The sequence below is a fragment of the Calidifontibacter terrae genome (assembly GCF_054778835.1).
Window position 1 is genome coordinate 85,110 of the sequence record NZ_BAAGZF010000005.1, and the last position, 15,953, is coordinate 101,062.

The window sequence follows — 15,953 nt, forward strand, 5'->3', positions numbered from 1 at the left end:
AACGTGGGAAGGCTCATCTTGGATCTCCCTCGCGGCGGCCGGCGATCACGTCGAGGACGACCCGCTCCACCTCGGCGTCGTCGACGAAGTGGGCGCCTTCGCGCTGCAGCACCGCGACCGTCGGCCAGATCCGTCGGCCCGGGTCGGGGCCCCCGGTTGCGGAGTCATCATCGGCGGCGTCGTAAAGCGACTCGAGCATCACACGGACGGCTTCGTCTTGTGTCATCGATGCGCGCCACAGCTTCTTCAGGGCTCCTCGGGCGAACAACGATCCCGAGCCGACCGCATGGAACTGTTGTTCCTCGTAGCATCCACCGGTGACGTCATAGCTGAACATCCGTCCGGAGTCGGTCTCCAAGTCATAGCCAGCCAGCAGCGGCAGGACCGCCAGACCTTGCATGGCCATCCCGAGGTTGCCCCGGATCATCGTGGCGAGCCGGTTGGCCTTGCCGCGCAGCGACAGCAGGTCTCCTTCGAGCTTTTCGTAGTGTTCGAGTTCGACCTGGAAGAGGCGCACCATTTCAATGGCGACCCCCGCGGTTCCGGCGATGCCGACCGCGGAGTGGTCGTCGGTGAGGAAGACCTTGCGCATCGAGTGGCTGGCGATCAGGTTGCCCATCGTGGCTCGCCGGTCACCGGCGAGCAGCACCCCGCCGGCGTAGGTGAGCGCAACGATCGTGGTGCCGTGAGGAACCTCAACCTGAACCCCACCGACAGGAGTGTGGCGACCACCCGGCACCAGCTCCGGTGCATGGCCAGCAAGGAACTCGGTGAACGACGATGACCCGGTGGTCAGGAACTCCTGGGGCAGACGACCCGGGCCGTCAGCGGTCACTGGCCGCCCTTCTGGACAAATCCGCGCACGAACTCCTCGGAGTTGGTCTCCAACACGCTGTCGATCTCATCGAGCACGCTGTCGATGTCGTCGTGGGACACCTGGGACTGAGCGGCCGGCACCGGCAAAGGCGCTGGCGCGTCATCGGCCGGGCCGCCGTCGCGGCGCTGTGGGGTGATGCGTTCCTGACCTGCCATGGGATCGAGCCCTTCCGAAGAGACGTCCGTTCCACCCTAGTCAACCGACACCGACACCCGGACCGACACTGACGCCCGGACCGACACGCCGTACACCCCGTGTCTGTCCCGCGTCCGGCGGCGCCGGTTCACTACAGTTCGGCGACATGACGGGACTTCGGGGAATCAGGGCCGTTGCGGCCGTCGGATGTGTCGCGACGCTGGCCTTGGCTGGTTGCGCGGGATCCGACAGCAAGGGGAGCCAGAGCGGCACGACCACCGGGAGCAAGAGCGTTGCCTCGGGTTCGTCGACCGGCGGCGCAGTCGCTTCCACGGCCAGTGGTGCGTCGAACCTGACGATCGAGTTCAGCGGTGACGACATCCCGCAGGAGGAGATCATCGCCTCCGCCAAGAAGATCGCCGGGGGCAACGGCTACAACTTCGACCCGTTGTTCGCCGACATCAAGCCGTTCACCTCCTCGGCCGATCTGTCGATCTGCCAGATGGAGGGCGCGCTCTCCCCCGACGACACCAACCTGACCAGCGGCCTGCGCCACCACGGACCCAAGGAGTTCGCGGCTGCGGTCAAGAAGGTCGGCTACGACGGGTGCTCCACCGCGAACAACCACAGCTTCGACGCAGGCGTCGCGGGCTTGAAGCAGACCCGCGAGGTGATGGCGGCAGCGGGTCTGAAGGCCGCCGGGCCCGGACCTGACGCGAGCACCCCCGGCAACCCGGCGATGTACGACGTCAAGGGCGTCAAGATTGCCCACCTGTCCTACAGCTACACGCTCGACAACTTCGCGGCGGGCAACGACGTCTCGGTGCCGTCCTCGGCCCCGTGGCTGAAGGCGGCGATGTGGAAGGACAAGGGCGCCGACGGGATCATCGCCGACGCCAAGGCCGCCCGCGCCAACGGCGCTCAGATCGTGCTGGTGAGCATCCACTGGGGTCAGGCCAACAACCACACGCCGACGGCGGCGATGACTCAGACCGCCCAAGCGGTTCTGCAATCGGGCGCGGTTGACACCATCATCGGCAACCACGCCCACGTCGTGCAGCCCTGCCAGTTGATCAACGGCCGGATGGCCTTCTTCGGTCTGGGCAACCAGATCTCCAACCAGGACACCGCCCACTGGGGCTTCCCTGATGCGACCCAGGACGGCGTGATGGTCAAGGTCAGCTTCCAGCGCGAGCCGTCCGGCGCTTGGAAACAGACCGGCGTCTTCCAGCCCACCCGCGTCGACGTTGGCGGCGGTTATCCGATCCGGATCATGACCGCGGCGAAGAACAAGAAGTCGTACGACCGCACCAGCGGTGTGATCAAGGGCGACGGCAGTTGCGGCCTGACCGCAGCGAGCTGAGTTAGCTCTCCAGCGACTCGAGCAGTTCTTCGACCGTCTGCGCCCGGTCGAACAGCGCGCCGACATGCGCGCTGGTGCCGCGCAGCGGTTCGAGCATCGGCACCCGCTGCAGGGTGTGCCGCTGCGGCAGGTCGAAGATCACCGAATCCCACGACGCCGCGGCGAGGTGGTCACCGAACTGGCTGACTGCGCGGCCACGGAAGTAGGCCCGAGTGTCGGTGGGCGGATTGTGTTCAGCGGCCGCCACCTCCTCATCGGTGACGATTCGTTCGAACCGACCGGTGGCGTCGAGCCGGTGGAACAGGCCCTTGTCGGCCCGTACGTCGGACCATTGGATGTCGATCGCGCGCATCTTCGGATCGGCCCAGTCCAGCCCGCGGTTGCGGTAGCCCTCGAGCAGTTTCAGCTTGGCGGCCCAGTCGACTTGGCCGGCGGCGTCGAGCGGGTCATGCCCGAGGGTGGTCAGCACCTGTTCCCAGCGGCGCATCACGTCGGCCGTCTCGTCGTCGATCTCATCCTGCGTCGCGAGCCATCGGGTGACCATTTCCAGATGGGCCCACTGCAGGTCGAGCCCGGTCATCGAGCGGCCGTCGGCCAACTCGACCGTCGTACGCAGTGTGGGGTCGTGGGAGATCTGCTGCAGGGCGGCGATCGAGTGGCGAAGGGTCAGATCTTCATCCACCGCGCCGGCTTCGATGATCGCCAGCACCAAGCTGGTCACACCCATCTTCAAGTAGTTCGCGACATCGCAGTGGTTCGCATCGCCGATGATGACGTGCAGGCGGCGGTACTTCTCGGTGACCGCATGTGGTTCGTCGCGGGTGTTGATGATCGGCCGCTTGAGGGTGGTCTCCAGACCGACCTCGGTCTCGAAGAAATCGGCCCGCTGGGAGAGTTGGAAACCGGCTCGTTGCGATTCTGTGCCGATGCCCACCCGGCCGGAGCCGAGGAACACCTGGCGACTGACGAAGAATGGGATGAGGCCGCTGACGATGCTGGCAAACGGGGTCAACCGGCGCATCAGGTAATTCTCGTGGGTGCCGTAGGAGGCGCCCTTGCCGTCGGTGTTGTTCTTGTAGAGGCTCAACGGTGGCATGCCCGGAGCGTTCAACAACCGGACTGCCTCGCGCATCACCCGCTCGCCGGCGCGGTCCCAGATGACCGCGGCGCGCGGACCGGTGATCTCCGGCGAGCTGTATTCGGGGTGAGCATGGTCGACGTAGAGCCGGGCGCCGTTGCTCAGCACCACATTGGCCATCGTCGGGTCTTCTTCGTCGGTCAGCTGACTCACGTCGGCCATCGATCGGTCGATCGCCCAACCGCGCGCGTCCTGCAGGGGCGCCTCGTCGGAGTAGTCCCACCCGGTCTGCGCCGAGCGCAGGCCCTGCGCCCGGGCGTACGCCGTCACGACGCGGCCAGACATCAGCATCGGATTGGCGGCCGGATCGCCCGGCTGCAGAATGCCGTACTCGGTCTCAATACCCATCACCCTGCGCACGGTCATGCCAGCAACTCTACAAAGGCGTATTGATCGGCCGAGAAGCCTTGTCGCCGCTCTAAGGCGAGCAGTACTTTTGATCGACAGTTGAGTGCGGGGAGGCATCAATAACATGATCAAATTCACACGCGGCCTGGGGGCTGTGGCAGTTTTCGCTGCATCAGGTTCGATCGGGGTGGGCGCCGCCAGCGCCGCAGATCGCGTCGGCTCGACGGTTCTGACCGGGACACAGGTGGTCAGCGCGGGCTGCCAGAAGACCACCGTTTACGTCACCGCGAGCATCCGCGGCCTGGTCGACGATGGCGGCGGCAAGGACCAGGTGACCTACACGCTCTGGGACGACGGTGCCGCAAAGGCTGTTTATCAGCTCTGGGTGCCTGTGGGCACGACCGTACGACCGACCGTGGTGCTGTCGTTCTCCGGGCTCTACGGGCTCAGCGCACCCGGCGTCGGTGTCTTGGTGACCGATCCGCAAGCGGGGACCACCTTGTTCGATCAGGATCCGTTCTACCCGAAGAACGCCACCGGCGACTGTGATGTGTCGGCGCCGCCAACAGCAACGGTGCTGCCGACCTCGACGATTCCACCCACGACCACGGTCCCGCCCACGACCACGATTCCACCGACCAGCACCGTTCCGCCCACCAGCACCGTCCCGCCGACCACGACAACGCTGCCGACCAGCACCATTCCGCCCACCAGCACCACGACTCATACCAGAACATCGACCACATCTAGCCGAACCACGACGGTGTCCAAAACATCCAGCGTCTCTTCAACTGGGCCGGTGATTCAGACCGACCATCTCGGCGGTGGCCAGCAGAACCGGGACAGCTTGCTGGTGGCCGGGGGTGCTTCGGCAATGGCTGGCGTATTCGTTCTGGGAACGTTCCTGCGGTTGCGTCGCCGGTAGTCCCGGTCAGCGGACTGCGGGCGCACCGGCGCCATACTGGGGCCCATGTCGAGAACGAGTTGGTCCGATACCGCAGGACTCCCGCTGCGTACGAGGATCCTTTGTTACGCGCTCGCGCGCGCCGAACGCACCCCGTTCGCGGAGCAGACGCTCGAGCAGATCGCCCGCTCTCGCGGGCTGTCGCCGGCACCGGTGTTTCCCGCGTCCCTGGTGATCGGCGGGCGAACCCGTGGTGTCCAGATCGACGAGGTCAAGGTCACGGTGCGTGACGGACATCAGGTTCCAACCCGGCGTTACCGCACCGGGCGGCCGACCGATCGGGTGTTGCTCTATCTGCACGGCGGCGGCTGGGTCCTGGGCAGGCCGCAGGACTATGACTCGTTGCTGACTCTGTTCTCTGCTCGGGCCGACTGCACCGTTCTGGCACCGGACTACCGGATGGCGCCGGAGTATCCCGCGCCGACTCCGGTGCACGACGTTCTGGACGTCTTCGACCACTTCAGCAGTGGTCCTGCCGAAGGTGGCACCTCCCAGCCGCAGATCGTGGTCGGCGGAGACAGCGCGGGTGGCAACCTGTCGGCATTGACCGCGATCCACGCTCGCGACCGGAACATGCGGCTGGTCGGGCAGGTGTTGGTCTACCCCGCCACCGACCTGTCGATCGAGCACGAACTGCGCAATGCGCCGATGCTCAACGGGCCCAAGCTGGATCGGTACAAGGAGCTCTACCTGAGCGGATCGGGCCTCGCGGCAGAGGATCCGATCCTCTCCCCCGCCCGCGCCGACGTACGCGGTGTAGCGCCAGCACTCGTACAGACGGCGGATCGGGATCCGCTGGGTCCGGAGGGCAATGCCTACGCCCGCCAGTTGCAGGACGCGGGAGTTGCCGCGCGCCTGACCCGCTATTACGGGGTGCCCCATGGCTTCCTCAACCTGCCGGGCGCGACGCACGTCGGGCGGCAAGCACGGCAGGAGATCGTGGACCAGCTGAACGACTGGTGGTCGGCATGAGGCGCTGGGCGCTGCTCGCCCTCGACGTGCTGCTGGTGCTGGTGTTCGCCGCGATTGGCCGAGCCTCGCACCACGAATCGAATCCGCTGATCGATGCCGTCATCACCGCGTGGCCGTTCCTGGTCGGCGTGGCGGTGGGCTGGATCATCGCCTACGTCAATTGGGGCCGGGTCGTTCCGGTGACGGTGCGCGCGGGCGTGACGGTGTGGGTCGCGACCGTCTGCCTCGGGATGGTGTTGCGCCATCTGTCCGGTCGTGGCACAGCGTTCTCTTTCATCATCGTTGCCACGATCGTGCTGGGGGTCTTCCTCATCGGCTGGCGCGCCGGGATGGCGCTCCTTGCCCGGCGCGGCCGGCTAACAAGCGAACAGTGACGAACGCCGACACCGATCAGAGATATTGCCCCGTGGTCGCGACCGAGTCGATCGCCTTCGCGGCACCGCTACCGGTCTTGCCGTCAATCAGGGTACGGATGTAGGTGATCCGCTCACCCTTCTTGCCGGAAATGCGCGCCCAGTCGTCAGGGTTGGTGGTGTTCGGCAGGTCCTCGTTCTCCTTGAACTCCGCCACGCAGCTGTCCAGCAGGTGGTCCACCCGGATACCGCGCACGCCGGTGCTCAACTGATCCTTGATCGCCAGCTTCTTGGCGCGGTCGACGATGTTCTGAACCATCGCGCCCGAGTTGAAGTCCTTGAAGTAGAGAACTTCCTTGTCGCCGCTGGCGTAGGTGACCTCCAGGAAACGGTTCTCGTCGATCTGGGCGTACATCCGCTCGACGGTCGCCTGGATCATTGCCTCAACAGTTGCCTCGGCTGATCCACCGTTCTCGGCGAGGTCGTCGGGGTGCAACGGAAGTGTCGGCGTGAGGTATTTGCCGAAGATCTCGTGGGCGCTCTGGGCGTCGGGTCGCTCGATCTTGATCTTCACGTCGAGTCGGCCCGGACGCAGGATTGCCGGGTCGATCATGTCTTCGCGGTTGGAAGCACCGATCACGATGACGTTCTCGAGCTTCTCGACGCCGTCGATCTCGGCGAGCAGCTGAGGCACGATCGTGGTCTCAACGTCGGAACTCACGCCCGAACCGCGGGTGCGGAACAGCGACTCCATCTCGTCGAAGAAAACCACGACGGGGGTGCCGCCCGAGGATGCCTCGCGAGCGCGCTGGAAGATCAACCGAATGTGTCGCTCGGTCTCGCCGACGTACTTGTTGAGCAGTTCCGGGCCCTTGATGTTCAGGAAGTAGCTCTTCGCGTCGGGCTGGCCGGTCTTCTCTGCCACCTTGCGGGCGAGCGAGGCCGCGACGGCCTTGGCGATCATCGTCTTGCCACAGCCGGGAGGGCCGTAGAGCAGCACACCCTTCGGCGGACGCAGTGCGTGTTCGCGGAACAGGTCGGCATGCAGGTAGGGCATTTCGACCGCGTCGCGGATCTGTTCGATCTGCCCGGACAGTCCACCGATGTCTTCGTAGTAGATGTCGGGCACCTCTTCCAACACCAGGTCAGCGACCTCGGCCTTGGGGATGCGTTCGAAGACAAAATTGCTGCGAGCATCGAGCAACAGGGAGTCGCCGACGCGCAGCTTCTGGCCCTGCAACGCCGCCGCGAGGCGAACGATGCGTTCCTCGTCGCCATGGGCGAGGACCAACACCCGCTCGTCGTCGAGCATTTCCTTGATTTGTACGAGTTCGCCGACCCGCTCAAAGTCGAGCGCCTTGACCACGTTGAGGGCCTCATTGAGGACCACCTCGCGGCCGGGAACGATGAGTTCGCGCTCGATCGACGGGCTGACCGCGACGCGCATCTTGCGGCCGGAGGTGAGCAGATCGACCGTCTCGTCGTCGTTGGAGCTCAGCACCACGCCAAAGGAGGCCGGCGGCTGCGCGAGGCGCTCGATCTCGCCCTTCAGGCTGATGATCTGTTCGCGGGCATCCTTGAGGGTGCGGACTAGGCGCTCATTCTGGGTCGAGAGCGTGGCCTGGGCCGACCGCAGTTGCCGAACCTGTTGATCGAGGTCACCGCGGGCAGCGGATCCGGCCACTCTGGACCGCAGCGCTTCGGTCTCAGCGCGCAAACTGCGAACCTCGTCGTACTGGGCGGACTCGTCGGTCACGGCTCCTCCTTCGGGGCGTGGAACATCGGCTCCAACTCGACCCTAACCGTCGGAGTCCGGCGATTCCTGAACCGGCTCACGGAATGAGCGTGCGAGCTTGCGGACCTTCTTGTCCGAGACCGGTCGTTCGCCGACGTCTTCGGCGCTCCATTCACCCGAGGGCATGACGGCTTGGACGTCGGCCTCGTCGAAACCATCGGCGGCGCCCTTGCTCGGGCGTCGCTTGCGCATCGGCGGGGTGACGCCCGGAGCGAGGCGGCGGGTGGTGATCAGGAAGCCGGTGTGGCCGTGCATCCGGTGTTCGGGGCGTACGGCCAATCCTTCGAGGTGCCAACCGCGTACGAGCGATTCCCAGGCCTGCGGTTCGGTGTAGCCGCCGTGGTTGCGCATCGCCTCGGCCACGCGGGACAACTGCGTCGCCGTGGCGACGTAACAGATCAGAACTCCGCCAGGCGCGAGAGCATCGGCAACGACCTCGAGGCACTCCCACGGGGCGAGCATGTCGAGCACCACCCGATCGATGCTGCCGCCCTCGACGGTCTCAGGCAGGGCGTCGACCAAGTCACCGACGGTCACCGTCCAGCCCGGGTGATCGTCGCCGAAGAAGCTGCGGACGTTGCCCTGAGCGATCTCGGCGAAGTCGTCGCGGCGCTCGAAGCTGAACAGCTGGCCCTGGTCGCCGACCGATCGAAGCAGCGACAGCGACAGCGCGCCGGAACCGACACCGGCTTCGACCACGCGCGCGCCGGGGAAGATGTCGGCCATCGTGACGATCTGACCGGCATCCTTGGGGTAGACGACCGCAGCGCCGCGTGGCATCGAGAGAACGAAGTCGCTCAACAACGGCCGCATGGCGAGGTATTCGACACCGGCGGTGTTGGTGATGGTGGTGCCGTCGGGGCGGCCGATCAGGTCATCGTGGGCCAGGAATCCGCGATGGGTGTGGAACTGCTTGCCGGGGCCGAGGACGATGGTGTGCATCCGTCCCTTGGGATCGGTCAGCTGGACGCGCTCTCCCTCGGTGAACGGGCCGCGGCGTCGGTCGGCGCCGAGCGGTGCAAGGGGAGCGTCGGTCATGGCCGCCAAGCTTAGGGGCCGCCCGGCACAGCGCCCAATCGCCAGCCAATCGCTGGCCGCTTGGAGGTGTTCAGCGGCCTGGGGTCAGGGCGTGATCGACAGCGCGAATCAGTTCGTCGCGGTGGACCCAGCCGAGCAACTGGCCGTCCCGGTCGAGCACGATTGTTCGGTCAGCCAGCCCGTTCATGCTCGCCCCGGCAACGATCTCGTTGAGATCGCCGTGGTCGTCGAGAGTGACAACCCACGGACCGCTCGGCAGTTCGACCAACGCCTCCACGGCGGTGGTCGCGCGGCGTTCCAGCGGAACCTGCATGGCGGCGCCGGCGACGACGAAACCGTACGGCTGCCCGTCCTTGGTGACGAGGGTGTCCAGGCCGGACAAACTCGCGACGGGTGCCGCGAGGTCGACAGCGGTGATCGGTCGCAGCACGTCGCGCAGCGACACGGTGGACAGCTGTTGGGTGACTTTGCCACGCATGATGGCGGCTCCTGCGCCGAACCAGAGGAACGAGCCGATCAGCGCTGCCCACGCGACGGTGAACAGCGAAGGTCGGTGGCCGTTCGCGAACGGGATGACCACGAGCGCGATGAGCACCAGCACGGTCAGGATTCGGCCCGTCCAACCGGCCACGACGGTGCCTTTAGGCCGGCTGCCGGTGATCTTCCAGACCAGCGCCTCCAGCAGGTAGCCGCCGTCAAGCGGAAGGCCGGGCAGCAAGTTGAAGGCCGCCACGAAGGCGTTGGCCCAGGCGAAGGAGCCGATCAGGAGAGCTGGCACGTCGGGCAAGTCGGCCTGCAGCACCCCGAAGCCGACCGCAGCCAGGGCCGCGTTGGACAGCGGTCCGACGGCCGCGACGAGGGCACTGCTGCCGGCGTGAGCGTGTTCCTTGCTGAACGAGGTGTGGCCGCCCCAGAGGTCTGCCACGATCTGTTCAACGGAGTAGCCGCGCGCCTGGCCGACCAGCGCGTGAGCGCCTTCGTGGACGAGCACGGAGATCAGCAAACCGACGACGTATAGCCCGGCAACGACGTAGGCCGCCCCGCCGAGATCGGGCAACGAATTCGAGACCTGAGGACCGAACGTGGCGACGATGATGACCGCGATGAAGACCCACGAGCGGCCGATGTAGACGGGCACGCCGCGTAAGGAGCCGACTCGCCAGCCGGGAGAGGTGTTCGCCATGGTGAGGACAGCGTACGGGGAGGGTGTGACAGTCCCATTTGTTGGCTGCCCAGCTCGCTTCGTGCGCTCGTCGGTGGGGTTGTCGGTGGGGCGACGTAGGGTCGCAGGATGTCGGAGTTGGTGGTTCGCGCCGCAGCGGCTCAGTCGGCTCGGTCGGATGAGTCGCGTCGTTCGGCGCTGTCGCCCAGCCGCGCGTCGGACTATTTGCAGTGTCCGCTCCTGTATCGCTTCCGGGTGATCGACAAATTGCCCGAGACGCCGAGTGCTGCCGCGGCTCGCGGAACCTTGGTTCACGCCGTACTCGAACGACTTTTCGACGTCACGGCCGGCGAGCGAACTCCCGAACACGCGGCGGCCCTGGTGCGACCGCAGTGGGAGTTGCTTGTCGAGGCCGAGCCGGAGTTGGCCGCAGTCGTGGGCGACGATCCCGATGGTTGGTTCGCCGCGGCCCAGCGATTGGTCGAGCGGTGGTTCGAGCTTGAAGATCCGACTCGTCTCGAACCCGCAGAGCGGGAGCTCTACGTCGAGGCCGAAGTTGATGGACTCACCCTGCGTGGCTATATCGATCGCCTCGACATCGCGCCGACTGGCGAGATTCGGGTGGTCGACTACAAGACCGGCCGGTCCCCCTCGGAGCTCTTCGAGGCTAAGGCGCTGTTCCAGATGAAGTTCTATGCCTTGGTTTTGTGGCGCACTCGTGGAGTCGTTCCGCGGATGCTGCAACTGGTCTATCTCGGCAATAGCGAAATCATTCGCTACGAACCCGATGAACGCGATCTGCAAGCAACCGAGCGCAAGGTGTTGGCGCTCTGGGCGGCGATTCAACATTCCACCGAGACCGGCGATTGGCGGCCAAGCCCATCGCGACTGTGTTCCTGGTGTGATCACAAACCGCTCTGCCCTGCCCACGGTGGCACCCCTCCGCCGTTGCCTACTCCCCCGGCTTGACGAGGTCGGTCTGATGGCGGCTTTGATGGCTCATCACAAACCAGGGTGTAGCTGGGGTCTGAAGCCGCCGGTTTCGAGGAGGGATCGGGCGATGTAGTGGGCGAGGTTGCGGAAGCCGAGGGCCGACCCGCGTAGGTGTTCGAGGCGGCCATTGATCGCCTCCGTTGGTCCGTTGCTGGTGCCAGGCCGGTCGAAGTAGGCCAGCACGTCGGCGGACCGCTTGGTCAGGGTGCAGCCAAGGGTGGTGATCTCGGTCAAGGCCTTGGGCACACCGGTGCTGATCGAATCGATGAGCGCGGTCATGAGCTTCTTGCCGGCGGCACGGTCGCGGTGCCGGTACGCCGCGATCATCCGCTGGTAGATGCCCCAGGTGCACTCAACTGGCTCATCACAAACCAGGGTGTAGCTGGGGTCTGAAGCCGCCGGTCTCACCTTCGAACCGGGCCGGGTCGTTGATCAACACCCGGTACCCCTCGGCGAGGACCGCGTCATTCGCGGTGTTCCAGGCAACGCCGAGTCCTTCAGCGACCCGGGCGACGGTCAGATGCTGACACACGATCGCAGCAAGTGCCCACGCCATCGCACGCCGCGACGAGGTGGCTCGCGGTTAGGCCGCGAGGCTGGTGTCTTGGCGCCACACATGCCCGCACTCGGTGCACCGGTACCGCCGCACCGTGACCAGCAGTGTCGTTGGTCGCCACCCGAACGGTTCGTGGGCCAACCGGCGGACCACGCTGCCCCGCGGGGTCCCTTCGCAGCCGCACCGGTGACACCACCGGTCACCCTCAATAACCCGGCACGTCAGCACCGCCCGGTCTGGTTCAAGACGGCAGAAGGAGGTCAGGTCAGGACAGCTGAAGCCGTCCTTGGCAGTAGCGTTGTGCACGTCGAGGTCTTCCAGATGGGCAGTGTCAGAACTCTCATCATCGGGAGACCTCGACCCCCACCCCCGAACCGACGCGCCAGGAACTCCTATACCCTCATCTGTGATGAGCCTGTAAACGACCCTCGCAGATGCCAAATGTCTCGGCAATTAAGCTGCCCGATAGTCACGCTCCCGGCTATCGGGAAACAGGCACTAGAGGCACCCGCTGGAGGCAGCCCACGCCTTGAGTGACCCGTTGGAGAACGCGAATGCCTGGCCAGTTGTTGTGAATGGGGTCGGGTTGTCTGCTCGTGGTGTGTAACCAACGGCGAAGATTGTTGTGCCATCGGGATCCACAATTTTCGTTCCGGATGAAGTGGTGTTCGTGAACGCTGTTTCGGATCCGTTGAGTGATGATCCGTTACTGAAGAGCAGGGCTGGCTTCTCCGCTGACTCAGGATTGTCCCTTGTCTCATCGCTGTTGCCCCCGGCACTGTAGAAGACGAGCACACGCCCCGGCTTCGAGTGGGCTCCATCGGGTGCCGTTGCCTTGTCGGCGGTGTACTCGATCGTTAGGGCTCCACCCCATCGCAAAGTCGTCGTGTAGACGTGATCGCGCAGCGCTAGGCAGTCTTCCGGCACGCCGATGTAATTGTTGAAGTAGACAGCGGCTTCGTCGCCATCGTTCGACTCACCAAGCTGCTTCACAAGCCATGCGTACATCTCGTGGAATGTCGCGAGCGGAATCTTGGAACCGTCCCGGGCAGTGATGTCCTTAACGGCGACGCCGACAACAATCGGCGTGTTGAGCACCGTACGTTGCGACGCTGTTGCCTGCGAACTAACGGACGAAGTGCTGGCCACTGGAGAACTAGAGGCTGGAGTGTTGGCCACCGACGCAGCGGTAGACCCAGCGTTGGATCCTGTCACGGGCTCATTGCTGCCACTGCAACCTGCGAGCGTACAGACAGCAAGTGCTAGGCAAAGGGAGCGTCGTATGCTCATGTTCCATATGGTGCCGGACGCCACAGACGAACATCCCCGTTTTCGATGGAACGCCGCGAAAGGCCGACTGGTCAATCCTTCCCGTGGCCCGTTTCTTCCATCCCGACGCCAGCCAGCAACTCCTACACCCTCATCTGTGATGAGCCGCTTTGATGCCGCTGAGTGACTCCGGGCGGCTAGGTGCGGCTGGTGAGGGAACGGCCGCGGCCGATTCCAGACTGCGGGCTTGATCCGGGCGGCTGATGCAGCCGCTGCCTACCCCGGGAGTCAGATGAGGCTCAGTGGTTTGCCGCGGAAGGCGGCTCGTTCACCTCCACCGGTGCTCACCAGTGGCAGCAAATGACGGGCCCATATTCCGATAAGGCGCAGCAGAATGAGCGGTGAAAGGCAAGCCCATGTCGCTCCCCCTGTGGATACCCGGCGGTAGCGAAAAGGGTTGTGGATAAACAGAATTCGTTCTCCACAACTTCACATTCCTCTTCCATTTTGGGTCGAACATACGTACACTTGGAGGATCACCTGGGGCGTGAAGGAAGGGGGCAAGGCAATGAGTATCGAGGTCACTCGTACGGCTGCTGAGAAGCCTGTGTCTTCTTCTTCGTCGCGCTCGTCGTCGCGGTCTTTCGCCGGTGGGTTCCGGCCGCTTGATGTGGCCGAGCTGCTCGGTCCCGATGGTTCATCTGGACCTGCTGGCTCTGCTGGTTCGGATGTGCGGTTGCTCGATGCTGGCTCGGGACCATCGGCGTTGAACCGGCTGCAAGACGCGCTGCCTGACCTACCCGTCCTGGCCGATGGGTGCTCACAACTCAGCGACACTGAACTGACCGAAGCCGCCCGACTCGCCGCAGTGTTCATGCAACGCGCTGAAGCCGCGTTGATGCTGATCACCGCTGACGCGATCGACCGCGGAGCGATCACCCGCTCCACCGCCAACAGTCCCGGCACCTGGGTCGCCCGCATCGCCGCCGGTGAAGGACCAGCCGATCTGATCACCAGTGAAGCGATCAAAAACGCCGGACCGCTAGTCCCCCTCAGCGAAGACCGTGCCAGCGCTGACTGTGCCGGTCAAGGAAACACACACACCGAAACAGAACCGGTCGCCCCGGCCGCGTTCCGGGTGCCGGGGATTGAACCCGGCCACGCGAACCGGATCGCGAAAGTCGCCGCCGCCTCCCTACACGTCTCACACCGGGTGATGGCCGCCGCGGTCCGTGATGGTGCCGCATCCATCTCAGTAGCCCGGGCAGCCCTGGACCACGTGAACCGAATCAAAACCGTCCTCCCCAACGCGACCACCGATGAAATTCACGCCTGGTTCCTGGCCGTGCCCGCCACCCTCGGCCGGTCCGGGGTCACCGAACTGTCGAAACGGATCATTGCTGACTACGGCACCCGTGATGCCCTGAACGACAAAGAAGCCGAACAACAACGCCTGGAGTTCCTGCGCTACCGGGACGAGAACGACGGCATGACCAGCATCGAAGGACTCCTCTCCGGAGACAACGCCGCCGAATTCAAACACCTCATCAACGCCCTGTCCGCTCCGTCACCCAAGACGTCCTGCTGCGATGACCCGCACCACCGCCACACCAGCACGAGCGCCAGGGGCAGCGATGAGGCCAGCAGCAGCGGCAGTGCTGAAGCCGGCAGCGACAACCTCGACCGCGACAGCGGCGAAGCTAGCGACGAGGAAGAGTCAGATTCGTTGTTTGATCAGCGGGCCAAGCTCATCCGCCTCGCTGATGATGACCGCTCACCCGACAAACGCCGGATCGACGCGTTAATGATGATGCTGCGTCGGGTCGCGGCCTGGCTCGACGGTGACCCCACCGTCGCGACCAGCGGACCAGCACAAATGGTCGTCACCATCGACTACGAAACCCTCGCCCAAAAACTCCGTGACACCGGCGGAGGAGGATCCGGCACCAATAGGGAAGGGGCCACCATCAGCCCTGGTGCTGCTCGGCGGATGGCCTGCGACGCGACCCTGATCCCGATGGTCCTCGGCACCAACAGTGAACCCTTGGATGCTGCCCGTGCCCAACGCCTCTACACCGGTGCCCTCAGACACGCCGTCCTACAGAAACACGGCAACAAGTGCACCTACCAAGGCTGCACCAGACCCGGCGACTGGACCGAAATCCACCACGCCATCCACTGGGCAGACGGCGGACCCACCAACCTCGACAACGGTTATCCGCTCTGCGGGGCAGATCACGCGATCGTCCACCGCGACAACCTCACCCCCACCACCACCAGCACCGGCAAAATCCTCTGGATCCCCCGCCTCGTCGCCGCAGTGAGCTGATCGACGTCGCCGTCGCTCGTCGCAACTGACACTCGTTGGGAAGTAGCGCCGGTCAGCGGACCTGCGACGTGAAGATCGACGCGGAGATCGACGCCGCAATTCGATCGAGCAACATCCGCAGCGGTTCAGGAATTTGTTCTGGGCTCGCCGCTGCGGCCAACGCGCCAGCGAGCAACTCCTTGCGGCCGGAGGCCACACCGCAAAATCGATGCAATTGGTCGGCCAATGGCCTTCCACGCCAGGCGGGTTGCTGCTGCAAGCCACCGAACTTGTCGGCCAGTCGCAGTTCTTCGAGCACAGCTAAGACCTGTGTCGTGCCGAGCCCGCGGATCAGTTCCTCCTCGAGGTCGGCGCTGCAGACAAAGAAGCCGTAGCCGGGCAGGTCGCTGTCGTCGCGAGTTGGATACCCGAGATCGGCGAGCACGCGGCGTACGACATGCGCCTCCCCCGCATCGCATAGCCCGACCACCATTGCATCGGGTGCATCGACCTGCAGGTCGGCAAGGGCGCGCCGCACGTTGGTGATGCCGGCCAAGTCGACGAGTCGAACATCGTCCAACGGGAGGTTCGCGGTGGCTGCAAAGGCGCGTACAGCAGCGACGTCGCTCACTCCTTCGAGCAGCACCTGCACCAGTGCCGGTTGCGCAGACATGGGTCCACC

14 protein-coding genes and 1 pseudogene are annotated in these 15,953 nt (G+C 65.0%); 6 read left to right on the forward strand and 9 right to left on the reverse strand.

Annotated features, from left to right (window positions below):
* Window positions 1-13: 13 nt before the first annotated feature.
* Together prcB and ACYU98_RS07395 are read right to left on the reverse strand one after the other, a co-directional pair.
* The gene (prcB, locus tag ACYU98_RS07390; protein ID WP_460467563.1) at window positions 14-835 is read right to left on the reverse strand and encodes a proteasome subunit beta; all 822 of its coding nucleotides are present in this window, start codon (window positions 833-835) and stop codon (window positions 14-16) included.
* The gene (locus ACYU98_RS07395) at window positions 832-1,032 is read right to left on the reverse strand and encodes a ubiquitin-like protein Pup (RefSeq protein ID WP_460467564.1); all 201 of its coding nucleotides are present in this window, start codon (window positions 1,030-1,032) and stop codon (window positions 832-834) included. The genes prcB and ACYU98_RS07395 overlap by 4 nt, the downstream gene beginning before the upstream one ends.
* A gap of 146 nt (window positions 1,033-1,178) precedes the next feature.
* Between ACYU98_RS07395 and ACYU98_RS07400 the strand changes: the two genes are divergently transcribed.
* The gene (locus tag ACYU98_RS07400) at window positions 1,179-2,375 is read left to right on the forward strand and encodes a CapA family protein (protein WP_460467565.1); all 1,197 of its coding nucleotides are present in this window, start codon (window positions 1,179-1,181) and stop codon (window positions 2,373-2,375) included.
* A gap of 1 nt (window position 2,376) precedes the next feature.
* On the opposite strand, the gene dop is transcribed toward ACYU98_RS07400, so the two are convergent.
* Window positions 2,377-3,879 (reverse strand): depupylase/deamidase Dop, encoded by a 1,503-nt coding sequence (gene dop, locus ACYU98_RS07405; RefSeq protein WP_460467566.1) that lies wholly within the window; start codon window positions 3,877-3,879, stop codon window positions 2,377-2,379.
* A 106-nt stretch (window positions 3,880-3,985) separates the two neighbouring features.
* Here dop and ACYU98_RS07410 point away from each other — a divergent pair, with 106 nt between their 5' ends.
* The 3 genes from ACYU98_RS07410 to ACYU98_RS07420 are packed head-to-tail and all read left to right on the forward strand — an operon-like array spanning window position 3,986 to window position 6,171.
* Window positions 3,986-4,786 (forward strand): hypothetical protein, encoded by an 801-nt coding sequence (locus tag ACYU98_RS07410; RefSeq protein WP_460467567.1) that lies wholly within the window; start codon window positions 3,986-3,988, stop codon window positions 4,784-4,786.
* Window positions 4,787-4,831: 45 nt separating this feature from the next.
* Window positions 4,832-5,797, forward strand: coding sequence for an alpha/beta hydrolase (locus ACYU98_RS07415; RefSeq protein ID WP_460467568.1), 966 nt, complete (start codon window positions 4,832-4,834; stop codon window positions 5,795-5,797).
* A complete protein-coding gene (locus ACYU98_RS07420) occupies window positions 5,794-6,171 on the forward strand; it encodes a DUF3054 domain-containing protein (protein WP_460467569.1) in 378 nt (125 codons plus the stop codon). Before ACYU98_RS07415 ends, ACYU98_RS07420 begins: the two co-directional genes overlap by 4 nt.
* A 16-nt stretch (window positions 6,172-6,187) precedes the next feature.
* On the opposite strand, the gene arc is transcribed toward ACYU98_RS07420, so the two are convergent.
* The 3 genes from arc to ACYU98_RS07435 all read right to left on the reverse strand — a co-directional run bounded on the left by arc (window position 6,188) and on the right by ACYU98_RS07435 (window position 10,166).
* The gene (gene arc, locus ACYU98_RS07425) at window positions 6,188-7,906 is read right to left on the reverse strand and encodes a proteasome ATPase (RefSeq protein ID WP_460467570.1); all 1,719 of its coding nucleotides are present in this window, start codon (window positions 7,904-7,906) and stop codon (window positions 6,188-6,190) included.
* A gap of 42 nt (window positions 7,907-7,948) precedes the next feature.
* Window positions 7,949-8,983, reverse strand: a complete 1,035-nt coding sequence (locus tag ACYU98_RS07430; RefSeq protein ID WP_460467571.1) for a tRNA (adenine-N1)-methyltransferase — start codon at window positions 8,981-8,983, stop codon at window positions 7,949-7,951.
* Window positions 8,984-9,053: 70 nt separating this feature from the next.
* The gene (locus tag ACYU98_RS07435) at window positions 9,054-10,166 is read right to left on the reverse strand and encodes a site-2 protease family protein (RefSeq protein WP_460467572.1); all 1,113 of its coding nucleotides are present in this window, start codon (window positions 10,164-10,166) and stop codon (window positions 9,054-9,056) included.
* A 108-nt stretch (window positions 10,167-10,274) separates the two neighbouring features.
* On the opposite strand from ACYU98_RS07435, the gene ACYU98_RS07440 reads away from it, so the two are divergent.
* Window positions 10,275-11,114: a RecB family exonuclease gene (locus ACYU98_RS07440; RefSeq protein ID WP_460467573.1), complete on the forward strand. Its 840-nt coding sequence runs from the start codon at window positions 10,275-10,277 to the stop codon at window positions 11,112-11,114.
* Between the two features lie 33 nt (window positions 11,115-11,147).
* On the opposite strand, the pseudogene ACYU98_RS07445 reads toward ACYU98_RS07440, so the two are convergent.
* Window positions 11,148-12,000 (reverse strand): annotated as a pseudogene (locus tag ACYU98_RS07445) (transposase).
* 192 nt (window positions 12,001-12,192) lie between these two features.
* Complete coding sequence (locus ACYU98_RS07450) at window positions 12,193-12,792, reverse strand: hypothetical protein (protein WP_460467574.1); 600 nt, start codon at window positions 12,790-12,792, stop codon at window positions 12,193-12,195.
* Between the two features lie 739 nt (window positions 12,793-13,531).
* Here ACYU98_RS07450 and ACYU98_RS07455 point away from each other — a divergent pair.
* Window positions 13,532-15,292 carry an HNH endonuclease signature motif containing protein gene (locus ACYU98_RS07455; protein WP_460467575.1) on the forward strand — a complete coding sequence of 587 codons (1,761 nt, stop codon included), beginning with the start codon at window positions 13,532-13,534 and terminating at the stop codon, window positions 15,290-15,292.
* Between the two features lie 52 nt (window positions 15,293-15,344).
* On the opposite strand, the gene ACYU98_RS07460 is transcribed toward ACYU98_RS07455, so the two are convergent.
* The gene (locus ACYU98_RS07460) at window positions 15,345-15,944 is read right to left on the reverse strand and encodes a hypothetical protein (RefSeq protein WP_460467576.1); all 600 of its coding nucleotides are present in this window, start codon (window positions 15,942-15,944) and stop codon (window positions 15,345-15,347) included.
* Between the last annotated feature and the right edge of the window lie 9 nt (window positions 15,945-15,953).

Excerpts from the sequence above, each read along its gene's own strand:
- ACYU98_RS07410 (WP_460467567.1), top strand. The coding sequence starts at position 3,986 with ATGATCAAATTCACACGCGGCCTGGGGGCTGTGGCAGTTTTCGCTGCA.
- ACYU98_RS07415 (WP_460467568.1), top strand. The coding sequence starts at position 4,832 with ATGTCGAGAACGAGTTGGTCCGATACCGCAGGACTCCCGCTGCGTACG.
- ACYU98_RS07395 (WP_460467564.1), bottom strand. The coding sequence starts at position 1,032 with ATGGCAGGTCAGGAACGCATCACCCCACAGCGCCGCGACGGCGGCCCG.
- ACYU98_RS07435 (WP_460467572.1), bottom strand. The coding sequence starts at position 10,166 with ATGGCGAACACCTCTCCCGGCTGGCGAGTCGGCTCCTTACGCGGCGTG.
- ACYU98_RS07455 (WP_460467575.1), top strand. The coding sequence starts at position 13,532 with ATGAGTATCGAGGTCACTCGTACGGCTGCTGAGAAGCCTGTGTCTTCT.
- ACYU98_RS07400 (WP_460467565.1), top strand. The coding sequence starts at position 1,179 with ATGACGGGACTTCGGGGAATCAGGGCCGTTGCGGCCGTCGGATGTGTC.
- ACYU98_RS07430 (WP_460467571.1), bottom strand. The coding sequence starts at position 8,983 with ATGACCGACGCTCCCCTTGCACCGCTCGGCGCCGACCGACGCCGCGGC.
- ACYU98_RS07440 (WP_460467573.1), top strand. The coding sequence starts at position 10,275 with ATGTCGGAGTTGGTGGTTCGCGCCGCAGCGGCTCAGTCGGCTCGGTCG.
- dop (WP_460467566.1), bottom strand. The coding sequence starts at position 3,879 with ATGACCGTGCGCAGGGTGATGGGTATTGAGACCGAGTACGGCATTCTG.
- ACYU98_RS07460 (WP_460467576.1), bottom strand. The coding sequence starts at position 15,944 with ATGTCTGCGCAACCGGCACTGGTGCAGGTGCTGCTCGAAGGAGTGAGC.
- ACYU98_RS07420 (WP_460467569.1), top strand. The coding sequence starts at position 5,794 with ATGAGGCGCTGGGCGCTGCTCGCCCTCGACGTGCTGCTGGTGCTGGTG.